The organism is Streptomyces sp. MS06 (assembly GCF_047200655.1).
In the GTDB taxonomy this organism is placed as follows: domain Bacteria; phylum Actinomycetota; class Actinomycetes; order Streptomycetales; family Streptomycetaceae; genus Streptomyces.
Map to the genome: position 1 here is coordinate 130,787 of NZ_JBJZOJ010000004.1, position 20,054 is coordinate 150,840.

Consider the following 20,054-nt stretch of genomic DNA (forward strand, 5'->3'; position numbering starts at 1 on the left):
CGTCCCCCGGCACCGGGGCGCCGCGGCACGCGGGGACGGGTTCAAGTCGGCTCTTCTTCTTTCGGTCGCATTGCGGCAAGTGATTGCTGGCCGGTGAGCACGGGGGATAGCTTCGCCCCTGCACCACTCGTCATGTACCTGCCCGAGCGCTACCCGTGCCCCGGGCAGGTGTCGTTTCGCCGTTTCCGGACCCCTGTCCGGAAACGGCGCGCAGACGCAGCGCACAGATGAATGGAGACCCCATGGCTCATCTGCGGTCCAGACGCGGTTGCTTACTCGCCGTGCCGGTCGTGCTGTCGCTGACCGCCTCCCTCGGTTTCCTGCCGACGGCGGCCTCGGCCGCACCGCGCACACCGCCGGCGGCCCGGTCCGCGGACGCCCCCGCCCTGGCCTACGTCGTCAACACCCGGGTCGCCCCGCGCACCGTCGGTGCGGTCGAGAGGGCGATCACCGCGCACGGCGGCACCGTCGTGGCCGCCTACGGGAAGATCGGCGTCATCGTCGTCCACTCCGCCGACCCGGACTTCGGCCGGAAGATGCGCGCCGTGCCCGGCGTGCAGTCCGCGGGGGCCACCCGCACCGCGCCGCTGCACCTCACCGGCACCGCGGACGAGGGCGCGGTGCAGCGCCTGTCCCCCGCCGAGGCCTCCCGGGTGGCGGCACGGTCGACCGAGCCGGGCAGCGAACCGCTGGAAGCCGACCAGTGGGGCCTGCGTGCGATAGGCGCCGACCGGGCCGCCGCGATCGACCCGGGCAGCCGCCGGGTGACCGTGGCCGTCATCGACACGGGCGTCGACGACACCCACCCGGACATCGCCCCGAACTTCTCCCCCTCGCAGTCCGCGAACTGCGTGAGCGGCAGGGCCGACACGACGTACGGCGCCTGGCGTCCGGTGGACGCCGAGCACTACCACGGCACCCATGTGGCCGGGGAGATAGCCGCGGCCCGCAACGGCATCGGCGTGGCGGGGGTGGCCCCCGGGGTGAGGGTCTCGAGCATCACGGTGGCGCAGCCCGACGAGACCCAGCTGTTCTACCCCGAGAGCGTGGTCTGCGCCTTCGTGTTCGCCGCCGACCACGGGGTGGAGATCACCAACAACAGCTACTACGTGGACCCGTGGCTGTACAACTGCATGGACGACCCCGACCAGCGCGCCATCGTCGACGCGGTCGACCGGGCCCAGCGGTACGCGCAGCGCAAGGGCACCCTCAACGTGGCCGCGGCGGGCAACTCCGACGACGACCTGGACGCGGACGCCCTCGTGGACGCCTCCAGCCCGGACGACTCGTCCGCGGTGACCCGGACGGTCGACCCGCACGAGTGCTTCGACCTGCCGACCCAGTTGCCCGGCGTGGTCACGGTCAGCGCGGTGGGGGTCGAGGGCACCAAGTCCTACTACTCCAGCTACGGACTGGGGGCCGTCGACGTCGCGGCCCCGGGCGGGGACAAGTACCAGGTCCCGGACACCCCGTCGCACAACGGCCGCATCCTGTCCACGCTGCCGGGCGACGCGTACGGGTTCCTCCAGGGCACCTCGATGGCCTCCCCGCACGTCGCCGGAGTGGCCGCGCTGCTGAAGTCCGCCCATCCGCACGCCACGCCCGCCCTGTTGCGGGCCCTGCTCAAGGCGCAGGCCGACAACCCCGGCTGCCCGGCCGGCCCGTACGACCCGGACGGCGACGGCGTGGTGGACGCCACCTGCTCCGGCGGCCCGCGGGTCAACGGCTTCTACGGGTTCGGCGTCGTCAACGCGCTGCGTGCGGTCGAGTAGCCCACCGGGGCGACCGCTTCCGGACCACCCCATCCCCCGCACACGAACTGGAGAGACTGACACCGTGACAGCTCCGCTTCCGCGCCACCGCCGCGCGCTGGCCGTACCCGCCGGGATGGCCCTGGCGACCGTGCTCGCCCTCCTGCCGAACGCCGCAGCCGCGGCCGCCCCGCGCGCCGGGACGCCGGCCGCGACCGCGTCCGACCCGGCCGCCTCGATCAGCTACGTCGTCAACATCCGCCCGGGACACGGCCCCTCGGCCCGGGTGCGGCGGGCGATAGCCGAGGCGGGCGGCACGATCCTGACGTCGTACGACCGGATCGGGGTGGTCGTCGTGCACGCGTCCGCCCCCGACTTCGCCGAGGTCATGCGCCGGGTGCCCGGGGTGCAGTCCGCGGGTGCCACCCGCCACCGGCCGCTGCCCTCGCAGTCCACCGGCGAACTGGGCGCCCCGCAGGCGCTCGACGCCGGGCAGCTCGCCGCGGCCACCGCGAAGGCGGCCGACGGGCAGGACCCGCTGGAGCCGCTGCAGTGGGACCTGCCGGCCATCAAGGCGGACAAGGCCCACGAGAAGACCCTCGGCAGCCGGAACGTCACGGTCGCCGTGATCGACACGGGTGTCGACGACACCCACCCGGACATCGCGCCGAACTTCAACCGCGCCGCGTCCGTCAACTGCGTGTCCGGCAAGCCGGACACGGCGGACGGCGCCTGGCGCCCGAACCCCGGGGAGAGCCCGCACGGCACCCACGTGGCCGGGGAGATCGCCGCCGCGAAGAACGGGATCGGCATGACGGGTGTCGCCCCGGGCGTGCGGGTCGCCGGCATCAAGGTGGCCACCCCGGACGGCTACTTCTACACGGAGGCCGTCGTGTGCGGCTTCGTCTGGGCGGCCGAGCACGGCGTCGACGTGACCAACAACAGCTACTACACCGACCCGTGGTACTTCAACTGCTCCGACGACCCCGACCAGAAGGCGCTGCTGGACGCGGTCACCCGGGCCTCCCGGTACGCGGAGCGCAAGGGCGTGGTCAACGTCGCGGCGGCCGGCAACGACCGCTACGACCTGGCGGCCGACGAGATCACCGATCCGGTCTCGCCGAACGACGGCACCCCCTCGGACCGGGTGATCGACCCGCGCAGGTGCTTCGACATGCCGACCCAGTTGCCGGGTGTGGTGACCGTCGCGGCGACCGGCGCCAAGGGCCTGAAGTCCTCGTACTCGAACTACGGTCTCGGGGTGATCGACGTAGCCGCTCCGGGCGGCGACGCGACCCGCTTCCAGACCCCGGCCCCGCCGGCCACCAGCGGCCTGATCCTGGGCACGCTGCCCGGCGGTACCTGGGGCTACATGGCCGGTACGTCGATGGCCGCCCCGCATGTGGCGGGCGTGGCCGCATTGATCAAGTCGAGGCACCCGCACGCCTCCGCGGCGATGGTGAAGGCGCTGCTGTACGCCGAGGCGGACGGCACACCGTGCACGGACCCCTACGACATCGACGCCGACGGCAAGGTCGACGCGGTGTGCGAGGGCGTGACGCCCTACAACGGCTTCTACGGCTGGGGCACGGTGGACGCGCTGAACGCGGTGACCTGGTAGGCCTCCGAGGCGCGGGCCCGGCCGGGGCGAGCACCCGGCCGGGCCTTCGGCGTTGCCGGGCAGCGCGCGGCCGGTTCTACGGGCCCACGCCATATATTGATTGCATCAATACTACATAGTGCAGTCATGACTGATATCAAGTCCAGCTGGTCCGCGCTCGGCGGCGACCCCGCTCTGCTCCGTCGTGTGACCATCGCGGCGCGGGAGGACACGCTGGCGGCCCGGCTGCCCGTGCGGACGATGGCCCGCGCCTGCGTCGGCGCCTGCGCGCTCGCCGCCGCGGAACTGGCCTCCCGGCGCACGGCACTCGACGGGGTTCCCGCGGTGCGGGTGGACGACGGCGCGGTGGCCGCGGCGTTCACGAGCGAACGCCTGCTGCAGGTCGACGGCCGGGCACCGGTGGCCTTCGCCCCGCTGTCGAGGTTCTGGCGCACGGGTGACGGCTGGGTCCGCACCCACGCCAACTACCCGCACCACCGCTCCCGGCTGCTCCGCGCCCTCGGCGTTCCGGACGCGCGGCCGGACGGCGCCGGGGACGAGGCGGCGGTGGTCGCCTCGGCGCTCGCCGAGCGCTCGGCGCAGGAGGTCGAGGAGACGGTGTGCGCGGCGGGCGGGCTGGCCGTCGCCCTGCGGACCCCCCGCGAGTGGGCGGCGCACGGGCAGGCGCACGCCCTGGCCGCGCGCCCGCTCGTGGAACGGCATCGGCTGGACACCGCCCCCGCGCGGGCACTGCCGCCGCAGCGCGGCCCCCGCCTGCTGCCCGCGGCCGGGCTGCGGGTCCTGGACCTCACCCGCGTGCTGGCCGGGCCGGTGGCCACCCGCACGCTCGCGCTGCTGGGCGCCGACGTCCTGCGCATCGACGCGCCCGGGCTCGGCGAGCTCGCCGACCTGCACGCGGACACCGGCTTCGGCAAGCGGTCGGCGACCCTGGACCTGGCGTCCGACCGGCGCGCCCTCGACGAACTGCTCGCCGCCGCGGACGTCGTCGTCACCGGCTACCGGCCGGGAGCCCTGGACCGCTTCGGCCTCTCGGCCGAAGCCCTGGCCGAGCGCCGGCCGGGGCTGGTGGTGGCGCAGGTGTCCGCGTGGGGCGCGTACGGGCCGTGGGCCGGCCGGCGCGGCTTCGACAGCCTGGTGCAGGTCGCCACGGGCATCGCGGCGATCGAGGGGTCCGCCGAGCAGCCGGGCGCCCTGCCCGCGCAGGCCCTCGACCACGGCACCGGATACTTGCTGGCGGCCGGTGTCCTGCGGGCGCTGACGGAGCAGACGCAGGCGGGCGGCACCCGGCTCGTCCGCCTGGCCCTGGCGCGCACCGCGGCCTGGCTGACGCAGGGAGCCGGACTCGAGGGGACCCGTCCGGCGGAGTCCGGGACCGCGGGATCCGGGACCGCGGGGTGCGGGGCGTCCCGGACCGGGGCGGCGGGAGTGGGCGGCGGGGGCCCCGCCGCCGGGGACGTTCCCCCGGACGGCGCTCCGCCGCGGCCCGCACCCGTTCCCCCGGACGCCGCAGCCGCCGCCGGCGGCGCGGCGGAGGGTGCTCCGCCCGGGGATCCGGAGCGCCGGCTGGCCGTGACGGACAGTCCGCTGGGGCGGCTGCGGTACGTCCCACCGCCCGTCTCGTTCGCGGGCGGCCCCGACAACTGGACCCGGCCGCCGGGCTGTTGGGGCGCCGACCCGGCGCGGTGGGACTGAGTCGCGACCGGTCCGGCACGGCACCCCGGAGAGGGGCTCCCGCGGACTGCATCGCACCCCTTGGACCGTTCCGCCCGGCTTGCCCACTTCTGGAATGCCTGGTGAGGATCGTGGGGTGACCTTGATACGACCGACCACCGAGGCACCCGACGCGGACGGCTCCGCGCGACGTTCGGCAATGCGCCGGGCCCTCGCCGTACTGCTCCTCCTGGCGCTGGCCGCGCTGCTCCTGCTGTGGGGGCCGTCCGCGGCACTGCACGGCACCGGTGAGGCGGCGGCGCCCGGCGCCGGCGGTATCGCCCTGCTGCGCACGGCGCTGTTCGCGGCGCTCTGCGTCCCGGTGGGCGAGGTCGCCGCCGGGAGGCTGGCCCGGCGGGTGCCGGGCGCCCCGCCGGTCCGGCCGCGCAGCTGGGCTCCGTACGCCGCCGCCGTCGGCTTCGCCGCCGCGCTGGGTCTCGCCTCGGTGGTCTCCACCGGCAAGCTGGTGCCGCACGGCCTCGGCCAGATCGACCTGGGCGACCTGTACGCCTCCCGCGCGGGCCGGCTGGCGCTGCTGGAGATCAGCGCCTTCCTGCTCGCATGGCTGTGCGCGGTCTCCCGCCGCCCGGACCGGCAGCTCTGGCCGCTGGCGGCAGTCGTCGTCGCCGAGGCGCTGCGCGCCCACCCGCCCACCGAGCACGCCCCCCTGACCGGTTCCGCGCTGACTCTCGTCCACCTGACCTGCGCGGCACTGTGGGCGGGCACCCTGCTGTACGTGCTGCGCACCCTGGCACGCTGGCGGGGCCACCCGGCGGGCACGGCGCTGCTCGGCCTCTACGCCCGCGGGGCGGCGCTGCTGTTCGCCGGGGTCACCGCCACCGGGGTGTGCAGTTCACTGCGCCGGATGCCCGCCGGCACGATCCTGGACGAGCTGACCGCGACGGCCTACGGGCGCACCCTGCTCGCCAAGCTGCTGCTGGTGGCCGTCGTCTCCCTGCTGGCCCTGTGGGCGCGGTTCCGCCTGACCCGCGCCCCCGACCGGCTGACCGCCTGTGCGCCCGCGCGGGCGGAGGTCGCCGTCCTGGCGCTCGTGGTGGCGGTGTCGGGGTTGCTGACGGCTCTGCCGCTGCCCGCCCACTGGCGCTGATCAGCCGTTGGTGACCAGCACCTTGAGCGCGGTGCGCTCGTCCATGGCGCGGTATCCCTCCGGCACGGCCTCGAGGCCGACGGTCATGTCGAAGACCGGGGAGGGGTCGATCCGGCCGTCCAGCACGTCGGGCAGCAGCTCGGGCAGGTAGGCGCGGACCGGCGCGACCCCGCCCCGCAGGGCGATGTTCCGGTTGAACATGACGCCCAGGTCGAGGCCGGTGCCGCTGCCGTGCGGCACGCCGACGAAGCCGATCGCGCCGCCGTCGCGCGCGACGCCGACGGCCGTGCGCATCGACTGCTCGGTGCCGACCGCCTCCACGACGCCGTGCGCGCCCTGTCCGCGGGTCAGCTCGCGGACGGCCTCCACGGCCGCCTCCCCGCGCTCCGCGACGACATCGGTGGCCCCGAAGCGGCGCGCGAGGGCGGTGCGCGCCTCGTGGCGGCCGAGCGCGATGATCCGCTCGGCGCCCAGCCGACGGGCGGCGAGCACCGCGCACAGGCCGACCGCCCCGTCCCCGACGACGGCGACCGTGGCGCCCGGGCGGGCGCCGGCGCCGAGTGCCGCGTGGTGACCGGTGCCCAGCACGTCGGAGAGGGTGAGCAGCGCCGACAGCAGGCGGTCGTCGGAGGCGGCGTCCTTCGGCAGCCGGACCAGGGTGCCGTCGGCGAAGGGGACGCGCACGGCCTCGCCCTGGCCGCCGTCGTAGCCCACGGAGCCCCAGAATCCGCCGTGCTCGCAGGAGGTGGTCAGCCCCTCCCGGCAGTAGTCGCACACTCCGTCGGACCACATGAACGGGGCGACGACGAGGTCTCCGGGCCGCACCCCGCTCACCCCGCTGCCGACCGCCTCGACCGTGCCGAGGAACTCGTGTCCGATGCGCTGCCCCGGCTGCCGGGCGGCCTCGCCCCGGTACGCCCACAGGTCGCTGCCGCAGACGCAGGCCCGCAGCACGCGCACGACGGCGTCGGTGGGCAGTTGCACGACGGGCTCGGGCACGTCCTCCACGCGCAGGTCGTACGGGGCGTGGATGGTGGTGGCGCGCATGAGGGGGGTTCCTTGTCGTGCGTTCGTCAGGAGTGGGTGCCCGACGGCCGCCGGGCGCTCCTCACGGTACGCGGCCGAGAGGCGGGCGGCGGGGCGAGGGGGCCGCGGCGCGGACGGCGGGGCGAGGGGGCCGCGGCGGTCGGGCGGCGCCCGGCGCCGGTGCCGGGTCGGTCAGGCGCCGACGGCGCCCAGCAGCGCGCCCGCCGCGTAGGTCACCGCCATCGCCAGCGCGCCGCCGCCGGCGTTGCGCAGCACCGCCGGCCCGGGCCGGGCCGACCCCAGCCGGGCACTGCTCCAGCCGGTGAGGACCAGGGCTGCCAGCACGGACACCACCGTGACCGGGAGCCGCCAGGCTTCGGGCGGCAGCACGATGGCGAGCAGCGGCAGCAGCGCGCCGGCGGTGAAGGCCAGGAAGCTCGCCCAGGCCGCGTGCCAGGGGTTGGTGAGCTCGTCGGGGTCGATGCCCAGTTCCACGCGGGCGTGCGTGCGCAGCGCGTCCCTTTCGGTCAGTTGCAGCGCCGCCTCGCGGGCCACCTTCCGGGACAGGCCACGCTCCTGGAGGATGCCGGTGAGTTCCGCCAGCTCCGCCTCCGGCTGCTCGCGCAGCTCCTGCTTCTCCTGGGCCAGGGCGGCCTTCTCCGAGTCGCGCTGGGTGGAGACCGAGACGTACTCGCCGGCCGCCATCGACATCGAACCGGCCAGCAGTCCGGCCAGTCCCGCCGTCAGCAGTGCCCCGCGGTCGCTGGTGGCGCCGGCCACCCCGACGACGAGTCCGGCGGTGGAGACGATGCCGTCGTTGGCGCCCAGGACGGCGGCCCGCAGCCAGTTCAACCGGGAGCCGAGCGCGCCGCCGTGCGCCTCCTCGTGGTCTGGTTCCGTCACACCCCCGAGCATGTCACGTCACCCGGGCGGGCGGCGGCGCCGTACCGACTCGTTCCCGGCGGCCGGGGGCCGGAGGCGCGGCGACACCCTGTGAGCTGCCTCACCCGACGCTGCCGGCCCGGCGCACGAAGTGCCTTGCCAGGGCCCTCCCGGCGCCTCCGGCACAGGTCGCTGGCCGGATACGTCAGTAATCCGTCATTGCAGCCAGTGCGGCGTTCGATACAGGCTGTGACCGTGCTGGAACGACATGTTGTTGTGGTGGTGTACGCAGGCGCGATGGCCCTGGACATCACCGGTCCGATTGAAGTGTTCGATACGGCGAATCGGCTCCTGGGCCCTTCGGGCACCCCCTACCGGGTCGACTTCGTCTCGTCCGACGCACCGCTGGTGCGCACGAGTTCGGGGGTGGTGATGGGGGCTTCGCCGCTGGAGGCGGGACAGGGGCCGATCGACACGCTCCTCGTCCCGGGCGGCTGGAGTCTCGACGACGCACTCCGGGACCGGGCGCTGGTGTCCTGGATCGGCAGGGCGGCGGCCCGGTCCCGCAGAGTCGCCTCCGTCTGCGGCGGATCCTTTCTGCTGGCCGAGGCAGGGCTCCTGGACGGCAGGCGCGCCACCACCCACTGGGCGTACAGCGAGGCGATGGCGTGCCGCTATCCGAAGGTGACGGTGGACGCCGAGCCGATCTTCGTCTGGGACGGCCCCTTCGTGACCTCCGCAGGCGTGTCGACGGGCATCGACATGGCTCTGGCCCTGGTGGAGGCCGATCACGGGTCGACACTCGCTCTGGAGACGGCCCGGTTCCTGGTCCTGTTCCTCAAGCGGCACGGAGGGCAGTCCCAGTACAGTGCCGTCCTCGATGCCCAGTTGGCCGACCACCCGCCGATCCGGGCAGCGCAGGAGTGGATTCACGACCACCTGGACATCCGGCTGCCGGTGGCCGAGATCGCGCGGCAGGCCAACATGAGCCAGCGCAACTTCGCCCGGGTCTTCCGGCGCGAGGTGGGTGTGACGCCGGGCCAGTACGTCGAGCGGACGCGCATCGCCCGCGCGCGCGACCTGCTGGAGACCACCGAGATGACGATCGGCCAGATAGCCGGCCGCTGCGGGTTCCCCGCGACCGAGACGTTCTTCCGGTCCTTCGGACGCGCCCTGGGCCTCACCCCCACCGAGTACCGGCACCGCTTTCAGGTCATCTCACCGTCCGGCCTCATCGACCGTCACCACGAGAGGGAGGGGAGCCCCGCATGACCACCACGGCCCCGCAATCACGCGCAGCGGAACCTTTACGCCTGGTCGACCATCTGGCCTCGGAGCTCGCCGGGGCGGGCGTCACCCACCTGTTCGGCGTGGGGGGCGCGAACATCGAGGACGTGTACGACGCCGTGCACCGCGGTGGCGCCATCCGGGGCGTCGTCGCCAAGCACGAGTTCTCCGCCGTCACCATGGCCGACGGATACGCGCGCACCACCGGGCGCCTCGGCGTCGTCGCCGCCACGTCGGGCGGCGGGGCGATGAACCTCGTGCCGGGCCTGGCGGAGGCCCATGCCTCGCGGGTGCCCGTACTGGCTCTGGTGGGCCAGCCGCCGACGGGTCAGGAAGGGCTCGGGGCGTTCCAGGACTCCAGCGGGAAGTCGGGCTCCTTCGACGCGAAGGAGATCTTCGCGCCCCTCTCCCGGTTCTGCGTGCGGGTCGACGACCCGCACTCGTTCGCGGAACTGCTGCCCCTGGCGGTCCGGGCGGCGCAGGCCGATCCCCGCGGACCGGCCGTGCTGCTGCTGCCCAAGGACGTGCAGCAGGCACGGATCCGGGTGCCCGGCCACGCCCCCGCCCCGCACCCGGGCGAACCCTCGACGGCTTCCGCGGCTCGGCTCGACGCCGTTGCCGTGAGCGCCGTGTCGAAGGCCCTGCGCCGGGCCGGTCGCGTCCTCGTCATCGCCGGTGAGGGCGTCGCCTCCGCCGACGCGCGGGAGGCTCTGGCCGAACTGGCCCGGCGCCTCGGAGCGTGGGTGGCGGTCACCCCGGACGCCAAGGACGTCTTCGACAACCGCGACCCCCGTTTCGCCGGGGTGGCCGGCGTGATGGGCCACGCCAACGTCGCGGACTGCCTGCGGCAGGCCGACCTGTGCCTGCTCGCCGGTACCCGGCTTCCGCTCCTGGCTCGCGGCGGCCTCGAAGGGGCCCTGGCCGGCACCGACGTCGTCTGCCTCGGGCCCGAACCGCCGTTCGTGGCAGGCGCCGCACTCGGTGGGAACCTGCGGGACGCGCTGCACGCGGTGACCTCCGGGCTGCCGTCGCGCGCCCGCCCCTGCCCGCCGCACGCCGGCCCCCTTCCCACCCCCACGCCCCCTCCGCCCCCTCCGGCGCTCGAGGGAACCGTCCCCCAAGCCCGGGCGGTGGCCGCGGTGGAGGCGGCGCTCCCCGAGGACGCCCACGTCTTCGTGGACGCCGGCAACGCGGGGGCCGGCGCGATCCACCTCCTTCCGGCACCGCGCCGCGGCCGCTTCGTGGTGGCGGTCGGCATGGGCGGCATGGGCTACACCTTCGGTGCCGGTATCGGTGCCGCGCTCGCCACCGGCCGTCGTACCTACGTACTCGCCGGCGACGGGTCGTTCTACATGCACGGGATGGAGGTGCACACGGCCGTGGAGTACGGCGCACCCGTCACATTCGTGATCTTCAACAACAACGCCCACGCCATGTGCGCGCTGCGCGAGGAGTTCCTGCAGGGCGGGGTCCGCGACGACGACCTTTTCGGCCGGACCGACCTCGCCGCCGGACTGGCCGCCGCCTTCCCGTCCCTGCGGGCCACGGAAGCCACCGACGCGGCAGAGCTGCGCGCGGCGCTGCTGCGCGGCAACGCGGGCGGCGGGCCGGCGCTGGTCTCGGTGGCCTGCGACCCGCGGGAGATTCCCCCGTTCCTTCCCTTCCAGTCCTTCACCGAAGCCGTCAAGAGCAAGGAGGGTTCAGATGAGCGACACGTCGTCCACGTTGGCTGACATCCCCGGTCTGGTCCGGATCGAGAACACCGGCAAGGAGGAACTGACCGCCCACTGCATGGAGCTCACCCACGCGGTCTACCCCCACCATCAGGTCTACGGGCAGTACTGCACCATCCACGAGTACGTCGACTGCCCCCCGGAACAGGCCTACGACTACCTGCGCCAGGGGCACCACCTGGAGGAGTGGACCTGCAGCCTGCGGGACTTCGCCCCCACGGACACACCGGGGCTGTGGGTGGGTCACGACCGGCTGGAGGACGACACCAGCATCTACTGCAAGGTGTTCGCGAACCCCGAGGCCATGACCGTGGACTACCACTGCTCCTGGGACCAGGGCGAGAAGCTGTGGATGATCTACCTGATGCGCGTCGTCCCGGCCCCGCTGGTGCTCGACGAGCCGGGCTCGGTGATCACCTGGACCAACTGCCGGCACCCGTACTACGACACCAACCCCCACCCCGGTCTGGCTCCCCGCCCGGACCGGCCCTGGGTGGGCGACTACTGGGACCTCTTCTACGCCGGGCACACGGTGGAGATGCGCAACCTCAAAACCATCCTGGAGCACCGCCACCGGCGCGGTCTGCCGACCGGTTCGGCTCCGGCGAGGACGGTGGCGCGGTGACGACGGTCAGCCTCACCGACGTCGCCTCCTACCTGCCCGGCGAGCCGGTCCCCGCGGAGTTCTACACGGACTGCCCCGGAGCCGAGGACAAGCTCCGCGACAACCCCATGTTCAAGGTCCCGCCGTTACGGCACCACGTGGCCGGGGACGAGACCAACGCGGACATGGTGGAACGCGCCGTACAACCACTGATCGAACGGCACGGCGCGGCGGAGATCCGGTCGGTCGACGTGCTGCTGGTGCACAGCCAACTGCCGGACCTGCCGTTCGTGGGAGCCGGAACCGAGGTGGCACGCCGGCTCGGCCTGAACCCGGAGTGGCTCGTCGACGTGGCCAACGCGGGCTGCGCGTCCTTCGTGCACATGGTGAAGCTGGCGCGGCAGATCCTCACCTCCACCGACGCGAGGACCGCGCTGGTCTGCAACGCCCAGAGCGCCGCCGGGCAGTGGTTCACCCAGTCCGAGGTGCGCAGGCTCGCCCAGGCGGCGATCCCGGGCGACGGGTGCGGTGTGGGGTACGTGACGACGTCGGCGAGGTCGCCGATCCTCGACGTGGAGACCCGGCACATCGGGGAGTACGCCGGTGACATGACCGTGGCCCTCGACGACGGGCGCAAGTACTGGGAGCCGGGCGAGTCCCAGCTGCGGATCGGGTTCACCGACGCCAGTGTCGCCAAGGTCCTGGCGCGCGGCAACCGCCTGGTTCCCGAGGTGGTCACGGACCTGTGCCGCCGACTGGGCGTGGCGAGCTCCGACATCGACGTCCTCGTCACCAACCAGCCCAACCGCACCTTTCTGCGGAACTGGCGGGAGGCACTGCAGCTGCCCGCCGAGCGGCACCCGAACACCTTCGACGAGTACGGGAACCTGTTCGGAGCGGCGATCCCGGTCACCCTGGACCGCGCGATCCGTTCCGGTGAGGTGGCGGACGGGGACCTGGTGGTCCTCGGGGGGTTCGCCCACGCGGGGGACTTCGCCGGTGCCGCCGCGGTCCGCTGGCACGGTGGACGGGACTGAGTCCGTCGACACACCCGTGCTGCACCGACCCGCCCTCGACGAGAGCCCGTGTCCCCCGCTGCCCGCGGCCCGTGAGGCGGTGCAGCGGGCCGTGGCGACGGCCCACCGCCCTCCGCGGTTCCGTCCCGGCGACCTGCCGGATCCGGGCGCCTCGGCGAAATACACGAGGAAGCTCCCGAAGGGGACCCTTTCTCCGTTTTCGTCATCGCTGCCGGCCGGATGTCCGTCCGTCAGGGCGGCGAACTCCGCCGCACCCCGGCGCCCTTGGTCGTCCGCGCGCGCCGCGCCCGGGGTCCGGGGCGGCCGGGGGCGCGGGCACTGCACTGTCGGTCGCGGCCCGTATCCTCAGGGACCATGCTCGAAGACCGCACGACCGAAGGGCCCCGCCCGACCGAGTGGCCGACCGCTTATCCCCGCGGATACGCGGTCGTTGACGTGGAGACCACGGGCCTTGCCCGGGACGACCGCATCATCTCCGCGGCCGTCTACCGGCTGGACGCGCGGGGCGAGGTCGAGGACCACTGGTACACGCTGGTCAATCCGGAACGCGATCCCGGACCGGTGTGGATCCACGGTCTGACGAGCGAGGTGCTCGCCGGTGCGCCGCTCTTCGCCGACGTCGCCGAGGAGTTCGCGGAGCGCCTGACGGGGCGGGTGCTCGTCGCGCACAACGCCGCCTTCGACTGGCAGATGATCGCCCGGGAGTACGCACGGGCGCAGCGGCAGCCCCCGGTGCGGCAGCGGCTGTGCACCATCGCCCTCTCCAAGGAGCTGGGCCTGGCGCTGCCCAACCACAAGCTGGAGTCGCTGGCTGCGCACTTCGGGGTGGTCCAGCAACGGGCGCACCACGCGCTGGACGACGCACGCGTGCTGGCCGAGGCGTTCCGCCCGAGCCTGCGGGCCGCGGCGGGGAGCGGCGTGCGGCTGCCGCTGCACGAGTGCCGGCCGCTGACGGAGTGGCGCGACCGGCCGGCGCCGCTGATCGGCCGGCAGGCCGGCGGCTACGGCGGTCGGCAGCCGGGCAGTTGGCGGCCCGCCCGCAAGCGGCCCGCATGCCCCTACCCCAACCCCGGGCGGTACCGGCCGGGCGGGCGGTTGAGGCAGGGCATGCGGGTGGCGTTCTCGGGGGACACCTCGGTCGACCGCGAACTGCTGGAGGACCGGGCGACCGAGGCCGGACTGCACGTGTCGACCAGCCTGTCCCGGCTGACCAGCCTGCTCGTCACCAACGACCCCGACTCGGGCACGTCGAAGGTGGTCAAGGCGCGGCAGTACGGGACTCCGGTGCTGGACGAGGCCGCGTTCGGCCAGTTGCTGCGGGACGTCGAACCGGCCGGGGGGTGACCCGTACGGACGGGTGATTGCCGGGCGACTCGCCCGGCATCCGCTCGCCCCCGCTCCGTCGACGGCTCACCCTGTGGCGCATGGCGAGATGTGAAGTATGCGGCAATGAGTACGGTATGACCTTCGAGGTGCACGCGCAGGGCGCGGTGCACGTCTTCGACTGCTTCTCCTGCGCGATCCACCGCATGGCACCGATCTGCGAACACTGCCGGGTGCAGATCATCGGCCAGGGCGTCGACGTCGACGGCCACTGGTACTGCGGCGCGCACTGCGCCCGCGCGGAGGGGGGCGCCGGCATCGTCGACCGGGCCTGACCCCGCGCGGCCGGAGGGCCGGGGGCGGCACCTCCCGCCCCCGGCCCGCCGCGGGACCCTCCCGCCCGGGCCCGACGCGCCCGAGGTACCGTCGTGGCGTGTACCGCTTCCTGTTGACCCGCCAGTGGGTGATCCTCACCCTCGTCGCGATCGCGCTCATCCCGACGATGATCAGGCTGGGCTTCTGGCAGCTGCACCGGCACGAGCACAAGGTCGCGCTGAACCACGTGATCGGCGACTCGCTGGCGGCTCCCCCGGTGCCGGCCGAGACCATGACCTCGCCCGGGGCGACGGTGAAGCACGCGGACCTGTACCGCCGGGTGACGGCGAAGGGCCGCTTCGACACCGCCCACGAGGAGGTCGTCCGTCGCCGTACCAGCGCCGACGGCAAGATCGGCTATCACGTGCTCACCCCCTTCGTCCTGGACGACGGCCGGGTCCTGCTGGTCAACCGGGGCTGGATCCCGGTGGGCGGCTCGCAGACCGCGTTCCCGCGGATCCCGGCGCCGACGCGCGGGGAGACCACCGTCACCGGCCGGCTGATGCCGGACGAGACGACCGCCGAGAGCGGCATCAAGAACGTCAAGGGCCTCCCCGAACGCCAGGTGATGCTGATCAACAGCGGCCGGGAGGCGGACCGCCTCGGCCGGAAGGTCCTCGGCGGATACGTCGAGCTGACCGCGCCCGCTCCCGAGGGCGGCAGCCCCGAACCGATCCCGGACCCCGAGCACGACGACATCGGCCCGCACCTGGCGTACGCCATCCAGTGGTGGTTGTTCACCGCGGGCGTCCCGGTCGGCTGGGTCGTCCTGGCCCGCCGCGAGGCGCGGGAACGCCGGGAAGCGGCGGCCGCGCCCGCGGCACCGGAGTCGGAGCCGGCCGCCGTGTGAGCCCCGGGACGGCCGGCGGGCGCGGGCCCCCGCGCCTCCGTTCCCACCCCGTGCACCGCAGCCCCGGGCGCCCCGTCACTCCGCCGGCTCACCCCGGGGTTACCACCGGCACGACACGGGAACGCGCACTCCGTGGACCCGCGCATCGAGGACTACGCACTCATCGGCGACGAGCAGACCGCCGCGCTCGTCGGCCGGGACGGCTCCGTGGACTGGCTGTGCCTGCCCCGCTTCGACTCGCCGGCCTGCTTCGCCCGGCTGCTGGGCGAGGAGGAGAACGGCCACTGGCGGCTCGCCCCGAAGGACGCCGAAGGTCCCTGCACCCGCCGCGGCTACCGCCGCGACACCCTGGTCCTGGACACCGAGTGGGACACGCCCGGGGGCTCGGTCCGGGTCACGGACCTGATGCCGCAGCGCGACCGGGCCCCCGACCTGGTGCGCGTGGTGGAGGGGCTGAGCGGGCGGGTCACCCTGCACAGCACGCTCAGACTGCGCTTCGACTACGGCTCGGTCACCCCGTGGATGCGCCGGGTCGACGGCCACCGGGTCGCCATCGCCGGTCCGGACGCCGTCTGGCTGCGCAGCGAGCCCGCCGTGCACAGCTGGGGCGAGGACTTCGCGACCCACGCGGAGTTCACCGTCGCGGCGGGGCAGCGGGTCGCGTTCGTGCTCACCTGGCATCCCTCGCACCAGCCGCGGCCGCCGCTGGTCGACCCGCTCCAGGCGCTGCGGACCAGCGTGCGGGACTGGCGCAGCTGGGTGTCGCGGTGCCGCTACGAGGGCCCGCACCGGGACACCGTGGTCCGTTCGCTGATCACGCTGAAGGCTCTGACGTACGCCCCCACCGGCGGCATCGTCGCCGCCCCGACCGCCTCGCTGCCCGAGGAGATCGGCGGGGTGCGCAACTGGGACTACCGCTACAGCTGGCTGCGGGACTCCACCCTGACGCTGGGCGCGCTGCTGGCGGCCGGCTACCACGAGGAGGCCGGGGCCTGGCGGGACTGGCTGCTGCGCGCCGTCGCGGGCGACCCGGCCGATCTGCAGATCATGTACGGGCTGGCGGGTGAACGCCGGCTGCCCGAGGTGGAGCTGCCCTGGCTGTCCGGATTCGCCGGCTCCGCGCCGGTGCGGGTCGGCAACGAGGCCGTCACCCAGATGCAGCTCGACGTGTACGGCGAGGTGATGGACTCCCTGTGGCTGTCGCGCCGTTCGGGCATGCCCCCGCAGTCGCACACGTGGGAGCTGGAGCGCACGCTGGTGGACTGGGTGCGGGACAACTGGCGCCAGCCGGACGAGGGGCTGTGGGAGGTGCGCGGCAGACGCCGGCACTTCGTGCACTCCAAGGTGATGGTGTGGGTGGCCCTCGACCGCGCGGTGCGCACCCTGGAGGACAACCCGGAGCTGGACGGCGACCTGGAGGGCTGGCGGGCGGCGCGCGAGGAGGTGCACCGCGAGGTCTGCGACAAGGGCTACGACCCCGAGCGCAACACCTTCACCCAGTCCTACGGCTCGCCCGCGCTGGACGCGGCGCTGCTGCTCATCCCCCGCGTCGGCTTCCTGCCGCCCGACGACCCCCGGGTCACCGGCACCATCGAGGCCGTCCGCCGGGAACTGGACCACGGCGGCTTCCTGCGCCGCTACAGCACCGACGAGGACGCCGTCGACGGGCTGCCCGGCGGCGAGGGCACCTTCCTGGTCTGCTCCTTCTGGCTCGCCCACGCGCTGCACCAGACGGGCCGCGACAAGGAGGCCCGGGAACTGTTCGACCGGCTGGTCGGGCTGGCCAACGACGTGGGGCTGCTCTCGGAGGAGTACGACCCGGTGGCCGGTCGGCAGCTCGGCAACTTCCCGCAGGCTTTCAGCCACCTCGGCCTGGTGCACACCGCCCTCGCCCTGTTCGGGGGCGACCGGGCAGGATAGGGGCCATGGATCTTGGACTGAGGGACCGGGTGTACGTCGTCACCGGCGCCACGCGCGGGCTGGGCCGCGCCGCGGCGCGCGAGCTGGTCGCCGACGGCGCGAAGGTGGTCGTGACCGGACGGGACGGCGGACGGGTCGCCGAGGCCGCGGCCGGCCTCGGCCCGCACGCGGCCGGCGTGGCGGTGGACAACGCCGACGAGGAGGCCCCGGCCCGGCTGGTGGCGACCGCGCGCGAGCGGTTCGGCGGCTTCGACGGCATCCTGATCAGCGTCGGCGGGCCGCCGCCCGGTTTCGCCGCCGACAACACCGACGCGCAGTGGGAGTCCGCCTTCGCGTCGGTGTTCCTCGGTGCGGTGCGACTGGCCCGCACGGCGGCCGCGGAGCTGGAACCGGGCGGCGTGATCGGCTTCGTGCTGTCGGGGTCGGTGCACGAGCCGATTCCGGGACTGACCATCTCCAACGGGCTGCGGCCCGGCCTGGCCGGCTTCGCCAAGTCCCTCGCCGACGAGTTGGGGCCCCGGGGCATCCGCGTCGTCGGCCTGCTGCCGGCCCGCATCGACACCGACCGGGTGCGGGAACTGGACGGGCTGTCGGCGGACCCGGAGGCGGCCCGCGCGGCCAACGAGTCCCGGATTCCGCTGCGCCGGTACGGGAGTCCGGAGGAGTTCGGGCGGACGGCCGCGTTCCTGCTGTCGCCGGCCGCGTCCTATCTGACGGGCGTCATGCTGCCGGTCGACGGTGGGGCCCGGCACGGGTTCTGACCGGGCGGTGCCTCGGCCCCCGCGACCGGGCCGCTCCGTCCCGCGTCCGGCTGCGGCCGCCGGCCCGTCCCGCGCCCGGCGGCCGAGCCGCCCGGTCGCCGGATCCGACGGCACGCCCCGCCGCCGGGTGCCGCCGGGTGCCGCCGGGTGCCGCCGGTGTGCGCGACGCCCGGTCAGCCGAGTCAGCTGACGCGCTCGGCGCGGTGCCGGGCGGCGCGCAGCCGCACCTCGGCGGGCAGCGCCGCCAGGCCGGCCGAGTCCCGTGCGTGCGCCAGCGCCTCCTCGGTGAGGTGCTGCAGCGCCGTGCCGGGCGGAACGTGCGGCGCCAGCAGCAGTCGGGCCCGGACGGCGGGGGTGCTGCGGCGCCCGGTCAGCCGGACCTGCGCCCGCTCCACACCGTCCAGGGCACCCGACTCGGAGGCGAGCACGCTCTCCAGGGCACGCCCCCGCAGCAGGGCCCCGGCGCCGTCGCCGGTGTCGACCAGGACCTCGGTGAGCCTCCGTCGGCGCAGCACGGCGGTCAGCCACCACAGGGCGAGCAGGACCAGGACGGCGAGCACGGCGAGCACGGCCGGCCACCACCACCCGGCGTCCCGCCAGTGGGTGCGCTCGGCGTCGTCCAGCAGGACGTCGTGCGGGCCGTCGTGGATCCACCACGACGGCGGCGGGGCGCCGAGGCCCACGGCGAGGACCGCGCCGCCCAGCACGAGGAGCAGCAGGCCGACGACGCCGAGGGCCACGCGGTTGACCGTCCTGAGCATGCCGCTCACCTCTTCCGTCCGGGCCGGCGGACGTGCACCGACAGCCGCGGCGGCCGGGCCAGCTCCAGGCCCCGGACCGCGTCGGCGAGCACCAGGTCGAGGTCGGCGCGCACCTCGTCCAGCGCGCGGAAGTGGGACACCGCCCGCACCTCGGCCCGGGAGCGGCGGGTTCGCACCCTGACCGACTGCACCCCGGAGACCTCCATGGCCCGGTCCCGCAGGAACAGGGCGGCCGCGTCTCGGTGCAGGCCGCTGCGGACGTCCGGGTGGGTGCGCCGCATCGGCAGTACGGGGCGCAGACCGGGAGTGGCGGCGAGCACGATCAGCCACAGCCCGGCGGCGGCGGTCACGCCCGCGCCGACCAGCACCCAGGTGTCGTCGAGCGGCCGCTGGGCCAGTTGCCGGGCGAGTTCGCGCCGCCAGTACATCGCCTGCCGGCCGGCGCGGACCGCCGCGATGTCGTACAGGAAGGCTCCCGCGACCACCAGGAGGAGCAGGGCGACGATCCCGGCGGGGATGCGGCGGGCCGACCAGAAACGGCCTCCGCGGCCTTCCTCGCCGTCGAGCCCGGGCACCGGCGGCTCGTAGGCGGCCGCGGAGGAGGACTGGTCCAGCCCGGGCCCGGTGTCCTTCCCGGTGTCCTTCTCCAGCACGGGCAGCCGTTGCGTGTCGCCGTCGCCCGCCGGGCCCCCGGTGCTCCGGGGCCCGGTGCCCTGGGGCTCGCTCATCAGGTCCTCCCCGCCGTAGCTTCGTGGGCCGCGGCCAGGTGCAGTCGCTCCACCTCGACGGCGACCTCCGGGACGTCCATGCCCACCAACGCGCTTACCCGCTCGGTGACATGCCGACGCACCACGCGGCAGCGAGCGCCGATGTCGACCGGGTAGCCGAGTTCCAGGTGGAGGCGGATCCGGGCGGCGCCGGCCCTCACCACGACGCCGGCGTGCGGGCGCGCGGCGTCCGGCGGGAGGGGGCCGACCGCCTCGCGGGCCGCCTCGGCGGCCACCTTGGCCACCACCCGGTCGGCGATCCGCGTGGCGCCGCGCTCCCCCGGCGGCACACCGTCCAGCGGTCCGCGGGGCGGGGCGGCCCCGCTGCTCACGGGCGTCACCGCCGCCGTTCGTCGCGGCTGCGGAAGAAGTCGCCGATCTCCAGGTCCCCCTCCAGGAACCGGCCGACGACGAAGCCGACGGCGCCCAGGGCCGCCACCAGCAGGAAGGCGCCGAAGCCGCCGAAGTACCCGGCGAAGCCCAGCGCCATCCCTGCGATCAAGCCGACCACGGCCATTCTCATGTCGGTGCGTTCCCC

19 protein-coding genes are annotated in these 20,054 nt (G+C 74.6%); 13 read left to right on the forward strand and 6 right to left on the reverse strand.

All coding sequences use genetic code 11. From position 1 onward, the window contains the following. Window positions 1-242: 242 nt before the first annotated feature. From ACL02U_RS03610 to ACL02U_RS03625, 4 genes are all read left to right on the forward strand, one after another. The gene (locus ACL02U_RS03610; protein ID WP_412789120.1) at window positions 243-1,772 is read left to right on the forward strand and encodes a S8 family peptidase; all 1,530 of its coding nucleotides are present in this window, start codon (window positions 243-245) and stop codon (window positions 1,770-1,772) included. 64 nt (window positions 1,773-1,836) lie between these two features. Then, on the forward strand, window positions 1,837-3,372 hold the full coding sequence (locus tag ACL02U_RS03615; RefSeq protein WP_412789121.1) for a S8 family serine peptidase: 1,536 nt from the start codon (window positions 1,837-1,839) through the stop codon (window positions 3,370-3,372). 126 nt (window positions 3,373-3,498) lie between these two features. Continuing rightward, window positions 3,499-5,064 (forward strand): CoA transferase, encoded by a 1,566-nt coding sequence (locus tag ACL02U_RS03620; protein ID WP_412789122.1) that lies wholly within the window; start codon window positions 3,499-3,501, stop codon window positions 5,062-5,064. 115 nt (window positions 5,065-5,179) lie between these two features. Then, window positions 5,180-6,190 carry a CopD family protein gene (locus ACL02U_RS03625; RefSeq protein ID WP_412789123.1) on the forward strand — a complete coding sequence of 337 codons (1,011 nt, stop codon included), beginning with the start codon at window positions 5,180-5,182 and terminating at the stop codon, window positions 6,188-6,190. On the opposite strand, the gene ACL02U_RS03630 is transcribed toward ACL02U_RS03625, so the two are convergent. Both ACL02U_RS03630 and ACL02U_RS03635 read right to left on the reverse strand, forming a co-directional pair. Further along, window positions 6,191-7,237 (reverse strand): zinc-dependent alcohol dehydrogenase family protein, encoded by a 1,047-nt coding sequence (locus ACL02U_RS03630; protein ID WP_412789124.1) that lies wholly within the window; start codon window positions 7,235-7,237, stop codon window positions 6,191-6,193. It abuts the gene before it with no gap. 171 nt (window positions 7,238-7,408) lie between these two features. Continuing rightward, window positions 7,409-8,119: a VIT family protein gene (locus tag ACL02U_RS03635; protein ID WP_412789125.1), complete on the reverse strand. Its 711-nt coding sequence runs from the start codon at window positions 8,117-8,119 to the stop codon at window positions 7,409-7,411. A gap of 234 nt (window positions 8,120-8,353) precedes the next feature. On the opposite strand from ACL02U_RS03635, the gene ACL02U_RS03640 reads away from it, so the two are divergent. The 9 genes from ACL02U_RS03640 (at window position 8,354) to ACL02U_RS03680 (ending at window position 17,988) form a co-directional block, all read left to right on the forward strand. After that, window positions 8,354-9,370: a GlxA family transcriptional regulator gene (locus ACL02U_RS03640; RefSeq protein ID WP_412789126.1), complete on the forward strand. Its 1,017-nt coding sequence runs from the start codon at window positions 8,354-8,356 to the stop codon at window positions 9,368-9,370. Beyond that, window positions 9,367-11,118 (forward strand): thiamine pyrophosphate-binding protein, encoded by a 1,752-nt coding sequence (locus ACL02U_RS03645; RefSeq protein WP_412789127.1) that lies wholly within the window; start codon window positions 9,367-9,369, stop codon window positions 11,116-11,118. The genes ACL02U_RS03640 and ACL02U_RS03645 overlap by 4 nt, the downstream gene beginning before the upstream one ends. After that, window positions 11,090-11,743: an SRPBCC family protein gene (locus ACL02U_RS03650; protein ID WP_412789128.1), complete on the forward strand. Its 654-nt coding sequence runs from the start codon at window positions 11,090-11,092 to the stop codon at window positions 11,741-11,743. The genes ACL02U_RS03645 and ACL02U_RS03650 overlap by 29 nt, the downstream gene beginning before the upstream one ends. Beyond that, window positions 11,740-12,759, forward strand: coding sequence for a 3-oxoacyl-ACP synthase III family protein (locus ACL02U_RS03655; RefSeq protein WP_412789129.1), 1,020 nt, complete (start codon window positions 11,740-11,742; stop codon window positions 12,757-12,759). Before ACL02U_RS03650 ends, ACL02U_RS03655 begins: the two co-directional genes overlap by 4 nt. A gap of 354 nt (window positions 12,760-13,113) precedes the next feature. Further along, on the forward strand, window positions 13,114-14,103 hold the full coding sequence (locus ACL02U_RS03660; RefSeq protein ID WP_412789130.1) for a DEDDh family exonuclease: 990 nt from the start codon (window positions 13,114-13,116) through the stop codon (window positions 14,101-14,103). 80 nt (window positions 14,104-14,183) lie between these two features. Next, entirely contained in the window at window positions 14,184-14,417 is a 234-nt protein-coding gene (locus ACL02U_RS03665; protein ID WP_412789131.1) for a hypothetical protein, read from the forward strand. A 98-nt stretch (window positions 14,418-14,515) separates the two neighbouring features. Beyond that, complete coding sequence (locus ACL02U_RS03670) at window positions 14,516-15,307, forward strand: SURF1 family protein (protein WP_412789132.1); 792 nt, start codon at window positions 14,516-14,518, stop codon at window positions 15,305-15,307. 132 nt (window positions 15,308-15,439) lie between these two features. Next, window positions 15,440-17,227, forward strand: a complete 1,788-nt coding sequence (locus ACL02U_RS03675; protein ID WP_412789133.1) for a glycoside hydrolase family 15 protein — start codon at window positions 15,440-15,442, stop codon at window positions 17,225-17,227. A gap of 5 nt (window positions 17,228-17,232) precedes the next feature. Beyond that, complete coding sequence (locus tag ACL02U_RS03680; RefSeq protein WP_412789134.1) at window positions 17,233-17,988, forward strand: SDR family oxidoreductase; 756 nt, start codon at window positions 17,233-17,235, stop codon at window positions 17,986-17,988. Between the two features lie 182 nt (window positions 17,989-18,170). Here the strand turns inward: ACL02U_RS03680 and amaP are convergent, their stop codons facing one another. Genes amaP through ACL02U_RS03700 form a run of 4 tightly spaced genes read right to left on the reverse strand, consistent with a single transcriptional unit; the run spans window position 18,171 to window position 20,039 of the window. After that, a complete protein-coding gene (gene amaP / locus ACL02U_RS03685) occupies window positions 18,171-18,749 on the reverse strand; it encodes an alkaline shock response membrane anchor protein AmaP (protein WP_412789135.1) in 579 nt (192 codons plus the stop codon). A gap of 5 nt (window positions 18,750-18,754) precedes the next feature. Beyond that, window positions 18,755-19,477 (reverse strand): DUF6286 domain-containing protein, encoded by a 723-nt coding sequence (locus ACL02U_RS03690; RefSeq protein ID WP_412789136.1) that lies wholly within the window; start codon window positions 19,475-19,477, stop codon window positions 18,755-18,757. Beyond that, complete coding sequence (locus ACL02U_RS03695) at window positions 19,477-19,857, reverse strand: hypothetical protein (RefSeq protein WP_412789137.1); 381 nt, start codon at window positions 19,855-19,857, stop codon at window positions 19,477-19,479. Before ACL02U_RS03695 ends, ACL02U_RS03690 begins: the two co-directional genes overlap by 1 nt. Next, window positions 19,854-20,039, reverse strand: a complete 186-nt coding sequence (locus ACL02U_RS03700; protein WP_412789138.1) for a hypothetical protein — start codon at window positions 20,037-20,039, stop codon at window positions 19,854-19,856. Before ACL02U_RS03700 ends, ACL02U_RS03695 begins: the two co-directional genes overlap by 4 nt. Between the last annotated feature and the right edge of the window lie 15 nt (window positions 20,040-20,054).